At 67.4% G+C, this 17,329-nt stretch carries 15 protein-coding genes; 9 read left to right on the top strand and 6 right to left on the bottom strand.

Features of this window, described 5'->3' with window-relative positions:
* Positions 1-2,214: catalase (locus H0U68_RS11495; protein ID WP_296355664.1), on the top strand; the 2,214-nt coding region annotated here is incomplete at its 5' end.
* Positions 2,215-2,465: 251 nt separating this feature from the next.
* On the opposite strand, the gene H0U68_RS11490 is transcribed toward H0U68_RS11495, so the two are convergent.
* Genes H0U68_RS11490 through H0U68_RS24385 form a run of 5 tightly spaced genes read right to left on the bottom strand, consistent with a single transcriptional unit; the run spans position 2,466 to position 4,975 of the window.
* A complete protein-coding gene (locus H0U68_RS11490) occupies positions 2,466-3,245 on the bottom strand; it encodes a peptidylprolyl isomerase (RefSeq protein WP_296355663.1) in 780 nt (259 codons plus the stop codon).
* A gap of 33 nt (positions 3,246-3,278) precedes the next feature.
* Positions 3,279-3,545, bottom strand: coding sequence for a BolA family protein (locus tag H0U68_RS11485; RefSeq protein WP_296355661.1), 267 nt, complete (start codon positions 3,543-3,545; stop codon positions 3,279-3,281).
* Between the two features lie 13 nt (positions 3,546-3,558).
* Positions 3,559-4,098 carry a septation protein A gene (locus tag H0U68_RS11480; protein ID WP_296355659.1) on the bottom strand — a complete coding sequence of 180 codons (540 nt, stop codon included), beginning with the start codon at positions 4,096-4,098 and terminating at the stop codon, positions 3,559-3,561.
* A gap of 8 nt (positions 4,099-4,106) precedes the next feature.
* Positions 4,107-4,523: a peptide-methionine (R)-S-oxide reductase MsrB gene (gene msrB, locus H0U68_RS11475; protein ID WP_296355658.1), complete on the bottom strand. Its 417-nt coding sequence runs from the start codon at positions 4,521-4,523 to the stop codon at positions 4,107-4,109.
* A complete protein-coding gene (locus H0U68_RS24385; protein WP_365731423.1) occupies positions 4,520-4,975 on the bottom strand; it encodes a hypothetical protein in 456 nt (151 codons plus the stop codon). Before H0U68_RS24385 ends, msrB begins: the two co-directional genes overlap by 4 nt.
* Before the next feature lie 577 nt (positions 4,976-5,552).
* On the opposite strand from H0U68_RS24385, the gene H0U68_RS11465 reads away from it, so the two are divergent.
* The 8 genes from H0U68_RS11465 (at position 5,553) to H0U68_RS11430 (ending at position 16,489) form a co-directional block, all read left to right on the top strand.
* Positions 5,553-8,201 (top strand): hybrid sensor histidine kinase/response regulator, encoded by a 2,649-nt coding sequence (locus tag H0U68_RS11465; protein WP_296355656.1) that lies wholly within the window; start codon positions 5,553-5,555, stop codon positions 8,199-8,201.
* A gap of 51 nt (positions 8,202-8,252) precedes the next feature.
* Complete coding sequence (locus H0U68_RS11460) at positions 8,253-9,422, top strand: hybrid sensor histidine kinase/response regulator (protein WP_296355654.1); 1,170 nt, start codon at positions 8,253-8,255, stop codon at positions 9,420-9,422.
* A gap of 116 nt (positions 9,423-9,538) precedes the next feature.
* Positions 9,539-11,170 carry a 3-(methylthio)propionyl-CoA ligase gene (locus tag H0U68_RS11455; protein ID WP_296355653.1) on the top strand — a complete coding sequence of 544 codons (1,632 nt, stop codon included), beginning with the start codon at positions 9,539-9,541 and terminating at the stop codon, positions 11,168-11,170.
* Positions 11,171-11,307: 137 nt separating this feature from the next.
* On the top strand, positions 11,308-12,588 hold the full coding sequence (locus H0U68_RS11450; protein ID WP_296355652.1) for a branched-chain amino acid ABC transporter substrate-binding protein: 1,281 nt from the start codon (positions 11,308-11,310) through the stop codon (positions 12,586-12,588).
* 117 nt (positions 12,589-12,705) lie between these two features.
* The gene (locus tag H0U68_RS11445) at positions 12,706-13,740 is read left to right on the top strand and encodes a branched-chain amino acid ABC transporter permease (RefSeq protein ID WP_296355650.1); all 1,035 of its coding nucleotides are present in this window, start codon (positions 12,706-12,708) and stop codon (positions 13,738-13,740) included.
* Positions 13,741-15,006, top strand: a complete 1,266-nt coding sequence (locus H0U68_RS11440) for a branched-chain amino acid ABC transporter permease (protein WP_296355649.1) — start codon at positions 13,741-13,743, stop codon at positions 15,004-15,006. It begins immediately after the preceding gene.
* Positions 15,006-15,785, top strand: a complete 780-nt coding sequence (locus H0U68_RS11435; RefSeq protein WP_296355646.1) for an ABC transporter ATP-binding protein — start codon at positions 15,006-15,008, stop codon at positions 15,783-15,785. The genes H0U68_RS11440 and H0U68_RS11435 overlap by 1 nt, the downstream gene beginning before the upstream one ends.
* 8 nt (positions 15,786-15,793) lie before the next feature.
* Complete coding sequence (locus H0U68_RS11430; RefSeq protein WP_296355667.1) at positions 15,794-16,489, top strand: ABC transporter ATP-binding protein; 696 nt, start codon at positions 15,794-15,796, stop codon at positions 16,487-16,489.
* A 51-nt stretch (positions 16,490-16,540) separates the two neighbouring features.
* Here H0U68_RS11430 and H0U68_RS11425 read toward each other — a convergent pair.
* Positions 16,541-17,329, bottom strand: a 789-nt coding sequence (locus H0U68_RS11425; RefSeq protein WP_296355645.1) for a response regulator, incomplete at its 5' end; no start/stop codon positions are given.

Here is a 17,329-nt window from a genome sequence, read left to right as displayed (position 1 = left end):
GCGCCGCAGCGCGGCGCCACCGCCGAGCCGGCCTCGCGCCTGCCGACCGCCGGCACCTTGTCGGAAGCCAACAGCTCGGACAAGGTCGGCACCATTGCATTGCAGGGCAAGAACGCCACCATCGCGCCGCTGGACCGCGTGCGCGTGGACTCCAGCGGCCAGGTGCTCACCACCAACCAGGGCGTGCCCGTCGCCGACAACCAGAACTCGCTGAAGTACGGCGTGCGCGGCCCGGCCCTGCTGGAAGACTTCGTCCTGCGCGAGAAGATCACCCACTTCGACCACGAGCGCATTCCCGAGCGCATCGTGCATGCGCGCGGCTCGGGCGCGCACGGCTACTTCGAGAGCTACGAGGCGCTCACCGACCTCACGCGCGCGGCGCCCTTCAAGGAAGCCGGCAAGCGCACGCCGGTGTTCGTGCGCTTTTCCACCGTGCAGGGCGAACGCGGCTCCAAGGACACGGCACGCGACGTGCGCGGCTTCGCGGTGAAGTTCTACACCGACGAGGGCAACTGGGACCTGGTGGGCAACAACATCCCGGTGTTCTTCATCCAGGACGCGATGAAGTTTCCCGACCTGGTGCATGCCGTCAAGCCCGAACCGCACAACCAGATGCCGCAGGCGGCGAGTGCGCACGACACCTTCTGGGACTTCGTGTCGCTGATGCCCGAATCCACCCACATGCTGATGTGGGTGATGAGCGACCGCGCCATTCCGCGCAGCTACGCCACCATGCAGGGCTTCGGCGTGCACAGCTTCCGCATGGTCAATGCGCAGGGTGAGTCGGTGTTCGTCAAGTTCCACTGGACGCCCAAGGCCGGCACGCATTCGCTGACCTGGGACGAGGCGGTGAAGATCTCCGGCGCCGACCCGGACTTCCACCGGCGCGACCTGTGGGAGCGCATCGAGGCCGGCAACTACCCCGAATACGAGCTGGGCCTGCAGGTCTTCACCGAGGAACAGGCCGAGCAATTCAGCTTCGACATCCTGGACGCCACCAAGATCATTCCGGAAGAACTGGTGCCGGTGCGCGTCGTGGGCCGGATGGTGCTGGACCGCAACCCGGACAACTTCTTTGCCGAGACCGAGCAGGTGGCCTTCTGCACCGCGCACGTGGTGCCGGGCATCGACTTCTCCAACGACCCGCTGCTGGCCGGGCGCATCCACTCTTACGTGGACACGCAGATTTCGCGCCTGGGCGGCCCCAACTTCCACGAGATCCCGATCAATTCGCCGATCGCGCCGGTGCACAACAACCAGCGCGACGGCATGCACCGCCAGGCCATCCCTCGCGGCCGCGTGTCGTACGAGCCGAACTCGCTGGCCGGCGGCTGCCCGTTCCAGGCCGGCGCGGCGCAGGGCTTCGTCTCGGTGCCGGCGCGCATCCGCGCCGACGAGGAGCAGGGCAAGGTGCGCGCCAAGCCAGAGAAGTTTGCTGACCACTACACCCAGGCCACGCTGTTCTTCGACAGCCAGACGGCAGCCGAGCAGGCGCACATCGCCGCGGCCTTCCGCTTCGAGCTGTCCAAGGTGACGGTGCCGGCGATCCGCCAGCGCATGGTGGCGTCGCTGCGCAACGCGTCGGAGGCGCTGGCGCAGCAGGTCGCCGAAGGGCTGGGCATGCGCGAGGTGCCGTCGCCGCTGCCGCGCGCGCTGGCGAACCCGGCGCAGCCGGAAGTGACGGCCTCGCCTGCGCTCTCGCTGATGGCGCGGCCCGGCGACGGCAGCGTGCGCGGCCGCAAGGTGGCGCTGCTGGTGGCCGATGGCGTGGACGGCGACGCGGTGGCGCGCATGCAGGAGGCGCTGGCCAAGAACGGCGCGGTCGGCCGCCTGGTGGCGCCGCGCATCGGGCCAGTGCGCACGCTGTCGGGCGAGATGCTGGACGCCGACGCTTCGCTGGAAAACGAGCCCGGTTTCCTGTTCGACGCCCTGGTGCTGCCGGACGGCGCGGATGCCGTGGCGGCGCTGGCGCGCGACGGCCACACGGCGGAGTTCATCCGCGACCAGTACCGCCATTGCAAGCCGCTGCTGGTGCTGGGCGCCTCGCGCACGCTGCTGGAGCAGGCCGGCGTGCCGGTGGCAGCGCCGAAAGGCCAGGAGGACGCGTCGCTGATCGTGGCCGGCAGCCTGGATGCGAGCTCCGGCCAGGCGTTCCTCACGGCGCTGGCGGGGCCGCGCAACTTCGCGCGCGAAACCGATCCGCCGATGGTCTGAGCTGCGCAGCATCCAGCCTCACGCCGCTCAGCCGCTCGCTCGCCACCACCTGGACGGGGCACACCAGCGGCGTGCCTTACTCGCCGGCGGCACGAACATCAAGTCGTCCGTCAGCGGTAGCGTGCCCTACGGCAGCCTCATGCCGACTACCAAGGTCGTGATCGACAAGATGTAAGGCTGTTCTTCCAATGAAAAACGCGGCCGGTGGCCGCGTTTTTCATTGATGCCTTGTGCAAAGGCATGCGCAAGGATCACTCCACCTTGGCCTTCTTGCGCAGCTCTTCCTGGAACGCGGCCAGCTTCTGCTGCTGCAGCTGCTGCGCGATCTGCGGCTTCACGTCGTCCATCTTGGGCAGCTGCGCTTCGCGGATGTCGTCCACACGGATCACGTGCCAGCCGAACTGGCTCTTCACCGGCTCCTGCGTGGTCTGGCCCTTGTTCAGCTTGGTCAGCGCCTGCGAGAACTCGGGCACGTAGCTGCCGGGGTTGGACCAGTCCAGATCACCGCCGTTGGCACCCGAGCCCGGGTCCTTGGACTGCTTCTTGGCGATGTCCTCGAACTTGCCGCCCTTCTTGAGGGAAGCGATGATGGCCTTGGCCTCGTCTTCCTTCTCCACCAGGATGTGGCGGGCCTTGTATTCCTTGCCGCCATTGGCCGCCGCGAACTTGTCGTATTCGGCCTTGATCTCGGCGTCGGTGACGGCGTTGGTCTTCTGGTACTGCGCGAACAGCTCGCGGATCAGGATGGTCTGGCGCGCCAGCTCCATCTGCGCCTTGAAATCGTCGGTGGCGTCCAGGCCGCGCTTTTGGGCTTCCTGCATGAACACCTCGCGCGCGATCACTTCGTCCTTCAGCTGGCCCTTCATTTCTTCGGACACCGGGCGGCCGGTCTTGGCCAGCTGCGCCGCCAGCATGTCCATGCGCGCGGTGGGCACCGGCTTGCCGTTGACGATGGCGAGGTTCTGGGCGAACGCGGGCAGCGCGGCGCCGAGAGTGGCCGCGACGGCGGCCGCGAGGAAGACTTTCTTCATGGGGTGTCGCTTCAGGAAAAGCAGGAGGGAATGTCAGAGCGTTTCGATCGCCAGGGCGTGCAGGCCCCGGTCGGTGAAGTCGCGCAGCGCATCATACACAAGGCGGTGGCGGGCCACGCGCGTGCGGCCGTCGAACAGCGGCGAGCCGATGCGCACCCGGAAATGGGTACCTGCGCCGGTGCCGTCGGAGCCGGCGTGGCCCATGTGGGCCGCGCTTTCGTCGATGACTTCCAGCGCGCTGGGCGCCAGCGTTTCGGCCAGGCGCTGGCGCAGCGCCTCGGCGGTGATGCCGGTGGACATGTGGGCGTTTTCCTCAGGAGTCCGCGTCGGCCTTCATGTAGCGGCCCAGGTAGAGCGCCTGCCCCACCACGAACACGGCCATCAGGCCCAACCCGCCGAACAGCTTGAAGTTGACCCAGGTGTCGGTGTCGTAATGGAAGGCCACCCACAGGTTGACCACGCCCATGACGGCGAAGAACGCGATCCAGCTCCAGGCCATGGCGCGCCAGGCCGCATCGGGCAGCTCCAGCTGGCCGCCCATCAGCGACTTCAGGAAGTTCTTGCGCAGCACCACCTGGCCGATCAGCAGCGCGCCGCCCATCAGCCAGTACAGCACCGTGGGCTTCCATTTGATGAAGGTCTCGTCCTGCGCCAGGATGGTGGCGCCGCCGAACAGCACGATCACGCCCAGGCTCAGCCACTGCATGGGCTCGACCTTGCCGGTGCGATAGCGCAGCCAGCCGATCTGCGCGATGGTGGCGACGATGGCCACGGCGGTGGCCGGGTAGATGCCCCACAGCTTGAAGGCCGCGAAGAACAGGATGATGGGAAAGAAGTCGAGCAGCAGCTTCATGGGCGAGCTTACTTGTCCTTGGCAGGCGCGAAGTCCAGCGAGGCGGAGTTCATGCAGTAGCGCAGGCCGGTGTCGGTGGGACCGTCGGGGAACACGTGGCCCAAGTGCGCGCCGCACTGGGCGCACACCGTTTCGGTGCGCGCCATGCCGTGGCTGCGGTCCACGATGTCCTTGATGGCGCCGGGCACCGCCAGCGAGAAGCTCGGCCAGCCGCAGCCGGCGTCGAACTTGGTGCCGGCGTCGAACAGCTTGTTGCCGCAGCACATGCAGTGGTAGCTGCCATCGGCCCACACGGTTTCGTACTTGCCGGTGTAGGGCCGCTCGGTGGCGGCATGGCGCGTGACGTCGAAAGCGCGCGGCTCGGCGCCTTTTTCGGCCAGCAGGGCCTTCCACTCGGCTTCGGTTTTCTGGATCGGATAGGTCATGAGGAGCAACTGATTTCGATCTGCACGGCCCAATTGGGCGGGAAGCCGGCCTTGGCCTCGTGCGCCGGATGTTCATCCAACGGCGCCTGGAGCAGGCCCAGCGGGGTTTCGACTTCGGAAAAGTCCTTCAGTTTCGCATGTCGGATGGCCAGCTTGGCCAAATGGCTGCGCAGCGCTACTACTTGGGGTTGGTCTGCGGCATCGCAACCGCAGCTGGCGCCTGGTTGGCCGGCCGTGGCGTCGTATTGTCGCCGGCCGGGCGCCGAAGGCCGGGCGGGCTGGGCCGAGGAGAACAGCTCGCACACCGACGCCGCCGAATTTCGACGGTGACCTGCCGCTTCTTGTCCAATTTGCGTATCCTTACAACTGGCGCGCGATGAGGCAATTCGTCGTACCTTTGCCGCCTGTTTTCCATAGGAGAAAAGATGAGTGATCGGCGACCAGTTTCGCATTCATGCGCGCTTGTCGAGCGCGGCAGCAAGGGCCCGCAGGATTCGCAGCATCGCCTGCGCACGCGGGCCAGATCCAGTCAGCGAGATGCTCACCGTCCTGGCGCTGCGGTCGCTGAGATGCCTCGCCAGCACAGCGCCGCCCCCGAACTCGGGCTGCTGACCCGACAGGAAGTTGTTCCGCGTGAGCTGACCTTGCGGCGCCTGACCACCCCGGGAGAGACTGCCGCAATTCATAGCCTGCGCCAAGACATCGCGCTGCCCGCCGCCCTGCGCGCAGACCCCACATTCTTGCGCCTGGAAAAAAAAGAGATGAGATCGGCATCGTGTGCGCCTTTGCATGGCGCGGAGCGACGGTCGGCACGCTGAGGCTTGTCCCGATGGAGCAGGGGTTGACCCAATTGGAGACGCTTGTGGCGGAGCAAGGGGTCAATCCGGAACTCTTGCGCAAAAGCTGGGAGTCGGGGCGACTGGCGCTGCATCCAGGCTACCGGGGCGGGCCTGAGCTCATCAAGCGCTGCATCTGCCTTGGCGTGCAGTATCTGTCGTCGCACACCGACGCTCGCAATGTATTTGGGTCATGCACGCCGGTGCTGGCGCGCCTGTACTGCCGTTACGGATTTGCCCCCATCGGCACCGTCGCGCCCGCGGGCGCGAGCGGTACTTTTTCGCTCATTCACGCAACAGTGGAGAATCTGCTTGTCGCATCGGGGGATGCGTACGAAGAAAGGGGCCGGTTCGGCTCCTGGCAACAGGGAGGGGCATGAACCCACTGAAGACAGTCTTCGGTCATTTTGCGGCATACCACGGGCAGGGCAGACCGCTGCTCAAGTACGTCGGCATCGTTGCCGCGTTGGCCTATTCGACGTTCTATCTGATTCGATTCACGAAGGCGAATCCGCAACCGTTCGACGACCTCGGACTGCGGCTGCTCGGGATCGTGCTGTTTGTCATCCTTGCACTGGAGGACTACTGGCCTGCCGCGCTCAAGAAGTACTACCTGCCGTACTCGTACATCGCGCTGATCTATTGCCTTCCGTTCTTCAACATCTTCATGGCGCTCCAACGGCATGGCGGCGTGCCGTCGATTTCCAACTGCTTCATCGCTCTGAGCTTCCTGGTCATGGTGGCCGACTTCCGCAACGCCGTGGTCATGCTGGTTCTCGGCGTCGGGGCAGCGGCGGCGGCGCATTTCGCGCTGCACCCCCGCTCGTCCTGGCCTCCCGATCTGCTTGCCCAAATCCCCGCATACATGCTGATTCTGGTCGGTGGCGGCGTCGTCAAGCTCTCGGAAAAGCAAATCGATATTGAAAAGTCACGCATAGCAGCAGCCCTCGCAGGCTCGATCGCGCACGAGATGCGCCATCCGCTGGCGCGTATCAAGCAGAGCCTGCAAGACATTCGGCAGGCTCTGCCGCAGCCCGCGGAGCAGGCGCCCCATCTTCTGGCGAGCGAAAGCGTTGAGGCTCTCTATCGGTATGCGGCCGAGGGCGAACTCGCGGTGCAGCGCGGTCTTCAGACGATTGCCATCACGCTCGACGAAGTGAATGCGAAGCCGATGGACAGCCGCGCCTTCGCAGATCTCTCGGGCGCCGAAATCGTTCGCCAAGCGATACAAGAGTACGGATTCGACAATGAGGACGAGCGCAGCCGTGTCGAGGCGCGAGTGGTACAGGATTTCTGCTTTCGGGGGGATGAAACGGCTTGCCTGTTCGTTCTGTACAACCTGATCAAGAATGCCCTCTACTATCTGCCGCGCTACCCGGAGATGCGGGTGACGATCACCGTGGAGCAGAACACGGTGCGGGTGCGCGACACCGGTCCCGGCATCACCAGGGAAGCGCTCGCGCACCTGTTCGAACCTTTTAAATCAGCCGGCAAGTCAGGGGGAACCGGCCTTGGCCTGGCGTACTGCGACCGGGTGATGCGCGCCTTCGGCGGCAGCATCAGCTGCGCCTCCGCTGCCGGCGAGTACACCGAATTCACGCTGCGGTTTCCGGCAGCGAATGCTGACGACGTAAAGACGCGCCAAACGGCCGTGTTCGAGGCCGCCTGTGCGATGTTCGACGGCAAGCGCATCCTGCTGGTGGACGACGACGCGGTGCAGCGCCTGGTCACGCACCACAAGCTGCAGCCGCTGCCGGCGCAGATCGACGAGGCGCCCAACGGCAATTCGGCGCTGGACCTCGCCTACCAGCACAAGTACGACCTGGTCCTGCTGGACCTGAACATGCCCGGCCTCGACGGCTACGGGGTGGCGCAGCGGCTGCGCTCCGGCCACGGCGCGACGCCTGCCACCGTGCCGATCGTCGCTTACACCGCCGAGCCGGCGCACGTGGCGGCCGGCAAGGCGCGCAAGGCCGGCATGGACGGATTCGTCGCCAAGCCGAGCACGCAGCTCGCGCTGCTGCAGGCCATGCGCGAAGCGGTGGAGCGTCCGCGCAGCGCCGCCGCGGCCGACGAGGCGCTGCACGGCCGCGCGGTGCTGCTGGTGGACGACGCCGCCTGGAACCGCAAGGCGGTGGCCGGCTACCTGCGCCAGGCCGGCGTGTCGGTCACGCAGGCTGCGCACGGCGAGGAGGCGCTGCGCAGGCTGTCCGAGGCGCCGGTGTGGGACGCCGTCATCATGGACATCAACATGCCGGGCATGAACGGCCTGGACGCCACCCGGGCAATCCGCCGCGGCGGCGGCCGGCATGCGTCGGTGCCGGTGATCGGCCTGACCGCCCACTCCGACCCGGTGCTGCTGGAAGAAGCGCGCAGGGCCGGCATGAACGACTTCCTGACCAAGCCGGTGGACACCGAGCTGCTGCGCCACGTGCTGCTGCGCTGGGTCCGCGCCGCGCGCCCCGAGCCGGTTTCCGCCGACGCGCTGGCCGGACGGGCGCAGGCTCCGCGCCCGCTGCTGGATGCCGAGCGGCTGGAAACCTACCGCCGCATCGGGCTGTACGACGACCTGATCGGCGACTACCTGCCGGCCATGACGCGCGTGGTCGACCAGCTGGGCGAGGGCGCCGCCGCCTGCGACATGGAAGCCACCCTGCAGGCGCTGCACTCGCTGCTGGGCATGAGCGGCGAGGCTGGCGCCACGGCGCTGCACCAGCTGGTGCAGCGCATCTACGTGCCCATGCTGGAGCACAGGCGCTGGCCCGAGGAGGCCGGCTGGGTCGAACAGGTGCGGCAACTGGCGATTGAAACCGACGAGGCCCTTCGCGCGTACACCCCATGACCCCGGTGCATTGGTGCGCCGGACGATAATCGCAACCATGAGAACCCGGCAATGCAGTCCGCCGAAATGAACCAGAACACGGCCTCCGCCGTTCTTTTCGTCGATGATGAAGCGGTGTCGCGCAAGTGGTTCGCCCACGTGTTCGGCGATGAGTTCACGATCACCACCGCCTCCGGCGTGGATGAGGCGCTGGCGGTGCTGGCCGCGCGCGGCAACGAATTCGCGGTGCTGGTCACCGACTACCGCATGCCCGAGCGCGACGGCATGAAGCTGCTGCGTGCCGTGCACCGGGAGCACCGGCACGTCATCCGGCTGCTGGCCACCGCCTACGCGGAAAAGGAAGTCGCCATCGCCGCGGTGAACCAGGGCAAGGTGCTGCGCATCCTGGAAAAACCGCTGGACCGTGAGACCACCCGCGACGCCCTGCGCGAGGCGCTGGCGCTGTACCGCACCCAGGCGCTGGAGCGGGCGATGAACGAGGGCAGGGTGGCCGCGCTGCGCGAAACCCTGGGCTTTCTCGCGCACGAGCTCAACACGCCGCTGGCCACGGTGCGCGGCTGCGTGCACACGGTGGCCGAACGCTACCGGCACCCCGAAGCCGGCGCGCCCGCGGGCGTGGCGCAGTTCACCGAATACCAGGCCGGCGAGCTGATCGCCGCGCTGGAGCGCGCCGAGCGGCGCGCTCTGTATTGCCAGTCGCTGGTGTCCACCTTCGTGCAGTCGGCGCGCGACGCCTACCCGGGCGCCACGCCGCAGTCGGTGACCGCGTCCAGCGTGGTGCTGTCGCTGCTGGACGAGTTTCCGTTCGAGGAGAACGAGCGCACCTGGGTGTCCAGCGAGGTTACGCACGATTTCAGGCTGCCGGGCCGGCGCGACCTGCTGTACCTGGTGCTGTGCACCCTGGCCAAGAACGCGATCCTGGCGCTGCGCGGCTGGCCGCGGCCGATGCTGCGCATCGAAGTGGGGCGCGACCGCGCCGACCGCGGATGGGTGCGCTTTCGCGACAACGGCCCGGGCATCCCGCCGCAGGTGCTGCAACGGCTGACCCGCGAGCCCGTCACCACCCGTGCCAGCGCGGGCGGCAACGGCATGGGCCTGATGTTCTGCAACCGCGTGATGCAGTCCGTGCACGGCTCCATCGAAATCCGCTCGGTGCCGGGCGAAGGCACGGCCGTCACGCTGCACTTCCGGCCCCTCATCGAAAACGACGCCGCCGCCTGATCTGCCTGGTCCGCGCGCGGCGGCTTCCTTAGGTGTTGTCCCTCACAGGGCTGGTCGGCGCGCGCCGATGGGCTTAGCATTTCCGGTTACCCATACCAATGCCGGAGACAAGAACAATGCTGGGCCTCATGCAATCGCAGCAACTGCTGATTTCCTCGCTGGCCGACTTCGCCGAACGCCACCATGGCGACGCCGAAATCGTGACGCGCAGGGTCGAAGGCGACATCCACCGCTACACCTGGGCCGACATGGTGCGCCGCGCGCGCCAGGTGGCCAACGCGCTGGACGCGTCCAAGCTGCTGTTCTCGGATCGCGTGGCCACGCTGGCATGGAACACCTACCGCCACATGGAGCTGTATTTCGGCGTGTCGGGCTCCGGGCGCGTGCTGCACACCATCAACCCGCGGCTGCATCCGGACCAGATCGCCTGGATCTCCAACCACGCGGAAGACCAGGTGCTGTGCTTCGACCTGACCTTCCTGCCGCTGGTGCAGGCCATCCACGCGCGCTGCCCCGGCGTGAAGCTGTACGTGGCGATGTGCGATGCCGACCGCATGCCCAAGGACAGCGGCATCCCCAACCTGGTGAGCTACGAGGATTGGATGGGGGGCCAGCCCGCCGCCTACGAATGGCCCGAGTTCGACGAGAACACCGCATCGAGCATGTGCTACACCAGCGGCACCACGGGCCATCCCAAGGCGGCGCTGTACAGCCACCGCTCCAACATCCTACATGCGTATTCGCAGTCGCTGCCCGACGTGATGGCGCTGTCGGCGCGCGACTCCACCATGCCGGTGGTGCCGATGTTCCACGTCAACGCGTGGGGCATTCCGTATTCCGCCGCCATGGTCGGCTGCAAGCTGGTGTTTCCCGGACCCGCGCTGGACGGCAAGTCGGTGTACGAACTGATCGAAGCCGAGCAGGTCACCTACGCCGCCGGCGTGCCCACCGTGTGGCAGATGCTGCTGGGCCACATGAAGCCCAACAACCTGCGGTTCTCCAAGCTCAACCGCACGGTGATCGGCGGCTCGGCCTGCCCGCCGGCCATGATCCGCGCCTTCCAGGAGGACTACGGCGTCGAGGTGCTGCACGCCTGGGGCATGACCGAGATGAGCCCGCTGGGCACGCTGTGCACGCTGAAGAACAAGCACATGGCGCTGCCGCCTGAAGAGCAGATGAAGATCCGCATCAAGCAGGGCCGCTGCAGCTATGGCGTGGACATGAAGATCGTGTCCGAGGACGGCAAGGAACTGCCCTGGGACGGCAAGGCCTTTGGCGACCTGTACGTCAAGGGCCCCTGGGTCATCAGCGACTACTACAAGGGCGAAAGCGCCGTCTCGCCGCTGGTGGACGGCTGGTTCCCCACCGGCGACGTGGCCACCATCGACCCCGACGGCTTCCTGCAGATCACCGACCGCAGCAAGGACGTGATCAAGTCCGGCGGAGAATGGATCAGCTCGATCGAGATCGAAAACATCGCCATGGCGCATCCGGCCGTGCAGATGGCCGCCTGCGTGGGCATGAAGCACCCGAAATGGGACGAACGACCCATCGTCGTCGTGGTCAAGCGCCCGGGCGCCGAGGTCGCGCGCGAGGAGCTGCTGAAGTTCTACGAGGGCAAGATCGCCAAGTGGCAGATTCCGGACGACGTGGTGTTCGTGGACACCATTCCCATCGGCGCGACCGGCAAGATGCTCAAGACCCGCCTGCGCGAAACGCTGAAGGACTACACGCTGCCGACCGCCTGAGCCGGGGCCGCGCACCCGCAGCGTGCGACAGCGCTGTCGCGTGCGCGATAGAACGCGGCCCTGCTTACGGGCAATCCCTGAGCGTAGCAGCCTGCAAGCAAGGCTACGCTGCGCTTGTTCTTCACAAAGGAGTCCCAGTGAAATTCGCCTCCCACGCTCTTGCGCTTTCCGCCCTGCTGGCATGCGCCGCCGTGCAGGCCCAGGCTCCGGCAAAGCCGGGCGTGGCCGCGGCGCCCGCCGCGGCCACCAAGGGCCAGGTCGTCAAGCTGATGTGGATCGACCCGCTGACCGGCCTGATGGGCCCGGTGGGCACCAACCAGCTGAAGTCGGTGCAGTTCCTCGCCGAGAAGTTCAGCGCCAGCAATCCGGCCGGCGTGAAGTTCGAGGTGCAGGGCATCGACAACAAGCTGAGCCCGGCCGAGAGCCTGAACGCGCTGAAGGCGGCCACCGACCAGGGCGTGCGCTACGTGCTGCAGGGCAACGGCTCGTCCGTCGCCGGCGCGCTGATCGACGCCATCGACAAGCACAACGCGCGCAACCCCGGCAAGGAAGTGATCTTCCTGAACTATGCCGCGGTGGATCCCGACTTCACCAACAGCAAGTGCAACTACTGGCACTTCCGCTTCGACGGCGACACGTCGATGAAGATGGAGGCGATGACCACCTTCATCAAGGACAAGCAGGACGTGAAGAACGTCTACCTGCTCAACCAGAATTACTCGCACGGCCAGCAGGTCACCAAGTACGCCAAGGAAATGCTGGCGCGCAAGCGTCCCGACGTGAAGATCGTGGGCGAGGACCTGCACCCGCTGGCCCAGGTGCGCGACTTCGCGCCCTACGTGGCCAAGATCAAGGCTTCGGGTGCCGACACGGTCATCACCGGCAACTGGGGGTCCGACCTGTCGCTGCTGGTGAAGGCAGCCAACGAAGGCGGCTACACCGGCAAGTTCTACACCTACTACACCGGCGTCACCGGCACGCCCGCGGCGCTGGGCACCGGCGGCGAGGGCCGCGTGTTCCAGGTGGCCTACGCCCACTACAACATGGGCGGCCAGTCGGACGCGTGGGCCAAGGAGTTCAAGGCCAAGTACAACGACGACCTGTACACGCTGGCGTTCGCGCATGCGCTGAACGCGCTGGGCAACGCCATGGCCAAGGCCGGCTCCACCGACCCGGTGAAGGTGGCACCCGCGCTGGAAGGCCTGAAGTACACCAGCTTCAACGGCGAAGTCGAAATGCGCAAGACCGACCACCAGCTGCAGCAGCCGCTGTTCATGACGGTGTGGCAAAAGGCCGGCGGCAAGTTCCCGTACAGCCCGGAGAACACCGGCATGACGCTGGTGCCGGTCAAGGAGTATCCGAGCTACGTCTCCAGCACGCCCACCAGCTGTCAGATGAAGCGGCCGGGCGGCGCCTGACGCCCGCACGCCGGACATGTCCGGGGGCCCCCCGCGGTTGACGTGGCGGGCCCCTTCTCTTGGCCTTCGCTGTCCCGGCCTCCAGTTTCCTCCAGGGAAGAAAAGCAACAAGACCCCATGGAATTTTTCGTGATCTCGACCCTCAACGGCCTGAGCTACGGGCTGTTGCTGTTCATGCTCAGTTCGGGCCTCACGCTGATCTTCAGCATGATGGGCGTCCTCAATTTCGCCCACGCCAGCTTCTACATGGTGGGCGCCTATGTCGGCTACACGGTGGCGCGCTTCGTCGGCTTCTGGCCCGGGCTGGTGATCGTGCCGCTGGCGGTGGGCCTGCTGGGCGCGCTGTTCGAGCGCACCTGCCTGCGCAAGGTGCGCCGCTTCGGCCACGTGCCCGAACTGCTCATCACCTTCGGCCTGTCGTACGTGCTGCTGGAGCTGGTGCAGCTGATCTGGGGCCGCACGGCGGTGGACTTCCGCCCGCCGGCCGGCCTGCAGGGCGCGGCCTTCACGCTGGTCCAGCATTCGATCGACGGCCTGCGCGTGGTGCTGGGCAACGCGCCCGCGGCCATGTGCGCCAGCGCCGATGCGGCGGTGCGCGTGGTGTGCTCGCCCTTTCCCGCGACGCGCGCCTTCATGATGCTGACCGCCGTGCTGATGCTGGTGGCCATCGCGCTGCTGCTCAAGCGCACGCGCATCGGCCTGGTGATCCAGGCGGCGCTCACGCATCCAGAAACCGTGGAGGCGCTCGGCCACAACGTGCCGCGCGTGTTCATGCTGGTGTTCGGCGCCGGCTGCGCGCTGGCCGGGCTGGCCGGCGTGATCGGCGGCAGCACCTTCGTGACCGAGCCGAACATGGCCGGCACGGTGGGCTCCATCATTTTCGTGGTGGTGGTGGTGGGCGGCCTGGGGTCGCTGTCCGGCGCCTTCCTGGCCTCGGTGCTAATCGGCCTGATCCAGACCTTCGCCGTCGCGCTGGACCACTCGGTCGGCTCGGTTCTGCAGAACGCCGGCGTGCTGTTCAGCGCCGGCGCGCGCGACAGCACCTTCCTGAAGCTCACCATCTCGCAGGTGGCGCCGGTGCTGCCCTACCTGATGCTGGTGCTGGTGCTGATCCTGCGCCCGCGCGGGCTGCTCGGAACGCGGGAGACCTGAATGAAAACTCTCCCCCGCATGGCCGTCTGGGGCGGCTTCGCGCTGCTGCTGGCGCTGGCGCCGCTGCTGTTCACCAGCAGCCTGGCTGTCACCATCCTCACGCAGATCGGCATCGCCATCGTGGCCTGCCTGTCCTACAACATGCTGCTCGGGCAGGGCGGCATGCTGAGTTTCGGCCACGCGGTCTACACCGGCCTGGGCACCTACTGCGCCATCCATGCGCTCAACGCCGTGTCGCGCGGCGCGCTGCTCATTCCGGTGAGCCTGCTGCCGCTGGTGGGCGGCATCGGCGGCATGCTGTTCGCCGTGGTGCTTGGCTACGTCACCACGCGCAAGTCGGGCACCGCGTTCGCGATGATCACGCTGGGCGTGGCCGAACTGGTGTTCGCCATGTCGCTGATGTTCTCCGAGTTCTTCGGCGGCGAGGCCGGCGTGTCGGGCAACCGCGTCACCGGCCAGCCGATGCTGGGCATCACCTTCGGCCCGCCGGTGCAGGTGTACTACCTGGTGGCGATCTACACCTTCGTCTGCGTGGCCGCCATGTACGCGCTGACGCGCACGCCGCTCGGGCGCATGCTGAACGCCGTGCGCGACAACCCCGAGCGGGTCGAGTTCGTCGGCTACGACCCGCAGCGGGTGCGCTACTTCATCTTCATCCTGGCGGGCTTCTTCGCCGGCATTTCCGGCGGGCTGGGCGCGCTCACCTTCGAGATCGCCACCGCGGAAGTGGTGGGGCCGGCGCGCTCGGGCGGGCTGCTGCTGTTCACGTTCCTGGGCGGCGCCACCTTCTTCTTCGGCCCGATCCTGGGCGGCGTGCTGATGGTGCTGGCGTTCGCGCTGTTCTCCGAATTCACCAAGGCATGGCTGCTGTACCTGGGCCTGATCTTCATGTTCATGGTGATTTACGCGCCCGGCGGCATCGCCAGCCTGATCATGATGAACGTGCGCGTGGCCGCCTATGGCCGCCTCCGCCGGCTGTGGGTCAGCTACCTGGCGCTGTTCGGCACGGCGCTGGTGGTGCTGCTGGGCGCCGCCGCCATGATCGAGATGGTCTACCACCTGCAGCTGAATGCGGCGCTGGGCAACCAGCTGCGCTTTCTGGGCGCCACGCTGGACGCGGGCAGCATCGACAGCTGGTTCGGCGCAGCCTTCGTGCTGGCCACCGGCATCGGCATGTTCGAGCTGGTGCGGCGCCACTTCAAGCGGCAGTGGGACGACATCCAGGTGGGCATCGCCAACGACGTCCAGCGCCAGGAGGCCGCGTGATGAGCGATGCCTCCTACGCTCTGGAACTGCGCGAGCTGCGCAAGAGTTTCGGCCGCGCCGAGATCATCCGCGGCGCCAGCCTGGCGGTGCGCGAAGGCGAACGGGTGGCGGTGATCGGCCCCAACGGCGCCGGCAAGTCCACGCTATTCAACCTGATCAGCGGCCGCTTCGCGCCCACCAGTGGCCAGGTGCTGCTCAAGGGCAGGCGCATCGACGGCATGCGGCCGTACGAGATCAACCGCCTGGGCCTGTCGCGCAGCTTCCAGATCACCAATATCTTCCCCAAGCTGAGCGTGTTCGAGAACCTGCGCTGCGGCGTGCTCTGGAGCCTGGGCTACAAATACACCTTCCTGAAGTTCCTGAACAACCTGCACGACGCCAACGCACGCGCGCAGGAGCTGCTGGAGATGATCCAGCTGCACAGGAAGCGCGACACGCTGGCCGGCAACCTCACGTATGCCGAGCAGCGCGCGCTGGAGGTCGGCATCACCATCGCCGGCGGCGCCAGCGTGGTGTTGCTGGACGAGCCCACCGCCGGCATGAGCGTGGCGGAAACCAAGCGCTTCATCGAGCTGATCAAGCAAGTGACGGTGGGCAAGACCCTCCTGACCGTGGAGCACGACATGGGCGTGGTGTTCGGCCTGGCCGACAAGATCGCGGTGGTGGTGTACGGCGAAGTCATCGCCTTCGACACGCCCGAGCGGGTGCGCGCCGACGCGCGCGTGCAGGAAGCCTACCTGGGCGCGTCGGTGGCCGACCAGCAGGAGGCGGGGCACTGATGGCCGCCATTCTCGAAGTGCGGGACCTGCACGCCTACTACGGCAAGAGCCACGTGATCCACGGCGCGCAGTTCAGCGTGGACAAGGGCGAGATCGTGGCGCTGCTCGGGCGCAACGGCTCGGGCCGCTCCACCACCGCCAAGGCGGTGATGGGCATGGTGGAGTGCAGCGGCGACATCCGCTGGATGGGCAAGCCGATCCGCGGCATGAAGGCCTACGAGATCGCGCACCTGGGGCTGGGCTACGTGCCCGAGAACCGCGACATCTTCCCCAAGCTCACCGTGCACCAGAACCTGCTGCTCGGCCAGAAGGGCAAGGGCCGCGGCGCGCGCTGGAGCTTCGACGACATGTACGGCATGTTTCCGCGCCTGAAGGAGCGCCAGCACACCGAGGCCGGCGTGCTGTCCGGCGGCGAGCAGCAGATGCTCACGCTGTGCCGCACGCTGATGGGCGACCCGCAGCTGATCATCATCGACGAGCCGACCGAGGGCCTGGCACCCAAGATCGTGCAGCTGGTCGCCGAGTACCTGAAGACGCTGAAGGACCGTGGCGTGTCGGTGCTGCTGATCGAGCAGAAGCTCACCATCGCCATGGCCATCTCCGACCGCGCGCTGGTCATGGGCCACGGCAGCATCGTGTTCGACGGCACGCCCGCAGCGCTGCGCGCCGACGCCGGCGTGCGCAAGGAGTGGCTCGAGGTCTGAGGCTGTCCACTCCCTCTCCCCGTGGGAGAGGGCAGAGGTGAGGGTCCGCGGTCAGCCCAGCAGCGGCGCCGCCGCGCTGTTCGGCGAACCGGAGGCCGCGCGAAGCGCCTGCTGCGCCGCCTGCGCGTCGCCCGACGCCAGCAGGCGCGTCAGCTCGCCGCGCAGCTGCTCCGGCTCCACCGGCTTGCCCAGGAATGCGTCGATGCCGGCCGCGCGCGCGGCGGCCATGCGCTGCGGCGAGGTATCCGCGGTGATGGCGATCAGCGCAACGCGGCCGATCGGGCCTGGCAGCGCGCGGATGGCGCGCGCCAGTTCGGCCCCGTCCAGCCCCGGCATGTGCATGTCGGTCACCACCACCGCCGGGTGGGCGCCGCCCTGCAGCATTGCGAGCGCTTCGGCGCCGTGCCGCGCCTCGGTGACCAGCAGGCCCAGTTCGGCCAGGCGCGCCTTCATCACGGCGCGGTTGAAGGCGCTGTCCTCCACCAGCAGGGCAGTGCGCCCGCGCAGGGCGGCGCGCGCATCGGCCGCCGATTGCGCGGTGTCCATCACCTCGGCCAGCGTCGCGAACAGCTCGGGCGGCAGGCTGTCGCGCGCCAGCACGCCGTCCATGCCGGCGTGCCGTGCCCGCACGCCCGCCACCGAGGTCGGGCCGATGCACAGTCCCACCACCGGCACCGCGGCCTGCCCCGTCAGCGTGCCGCGCCGCAGGCGCCGCGTGGCTTCCAGGCCGTCGAGCACCGGCAGGTGCAGGTCCATCAGCACCAGGTCGTAGCCGGTGCGCGCCAGCGCATCGAGCGCCTCCTGCCCGTCGGCGGCGGTGTCCGCGGCGCAGCCCAGCAT

Origin of the sequence: Ramlibacter sp. (genome assembly GCF_013697775.1) — a bacterium.
Lineage (GTDB): Bacteria > Pseudomonadota > Gammaproteobacteria > Burkholderiales > Burkholderiaceae_C > Ramlibacter.
The sequence above is the reverse complement of the archived record's forward strand: the minus strand, read 5'-3'. Positions and strand labels throughout refer to the sequence as shown.

Excerpts from the sequence above, each read along its gene's own strand:
- msrB (WP_296355658.1), bottom strand. The coding sequence starts at position 4,523 with ATGACCTATCCGATCCAGAAAACCGAAGCCGAGTGGAAGGCCCTGCTG.
- H0U68_RS11465 (WP_296355656.1), top strand. The coding sequence starts at position 5,553 with ATGCACGCCGGTGCTGGCGCGCCTGTACTGCCGTTACGGATTTGCCCC.
- H0U68_RS11490 (WP_296355663.1), bottom strand. The coding sequence starts at position 3,245 with ATGAAGAAAGTCTTCCTCGCGGCCGCCGTCGCGGCCACTCTCGGCGCC.
- H0U68_RS11455 (WP_296355653.1), top strand. The coding sequence starts at position 9,539 with ATGCTGGGCCTCATGCAATCGCAGCAACTGCTGATTTCCTCGCTGGCC.
- H0U68_RS11435 (WP_296355646.1), top strand. The coding sequence starts at position 15,006 with ATGAGCGATGCCTCCTACGCTCTGGAACTGCGCGAGCTGCGCAAGAGT.
- H0U68_RS11480 (WP_296355659.1), bottom strand. The coding sequence starts at position 4,098 with ATGAAGCTGCTGCTCGACTTCTTTCCCATCATCCTGTTCTTCGCGGCC.
- H0U68_RS24385 (WP_365731423.1), bottom strand. The coding sequence starts at position 4,975 with ATGCGAAACTGGTCGCCGATCACTCATCTTTTCTCCTATGGAAAACAG.
- H0U68_RS11445 (WP_296355650.1), top strand. The coding sequence starts at position 12,706 with ATGGAATTTTTCGTGATCTCGACCCTCAACGGCCTGAGCTACGGGCTG.
- H0U68_RS11440 (WP_296355649.1), top strand. The coding sequence starts at position 13,741 with ATGAAAACTCTCCCCCGCATGGCCGTCTGGGGCGGCTTCGCGCTGCTG.
- H0U68_RS11460 (WP_296355654.1), top strand. The coding sequence starts at position 8,253 with ATGCAGTCCGCCGAAATGAACCAGAACACGGCCTCCGCCGTTCTTTTC.
- H0U68_RS11485 (WP_296355661.1), bottom strand. The coding sequence starts at position 3,545 with ATGTCCACCGGCATCACCGCCGAGGCGCTGCGCCAGCGCCTGGCCGAA.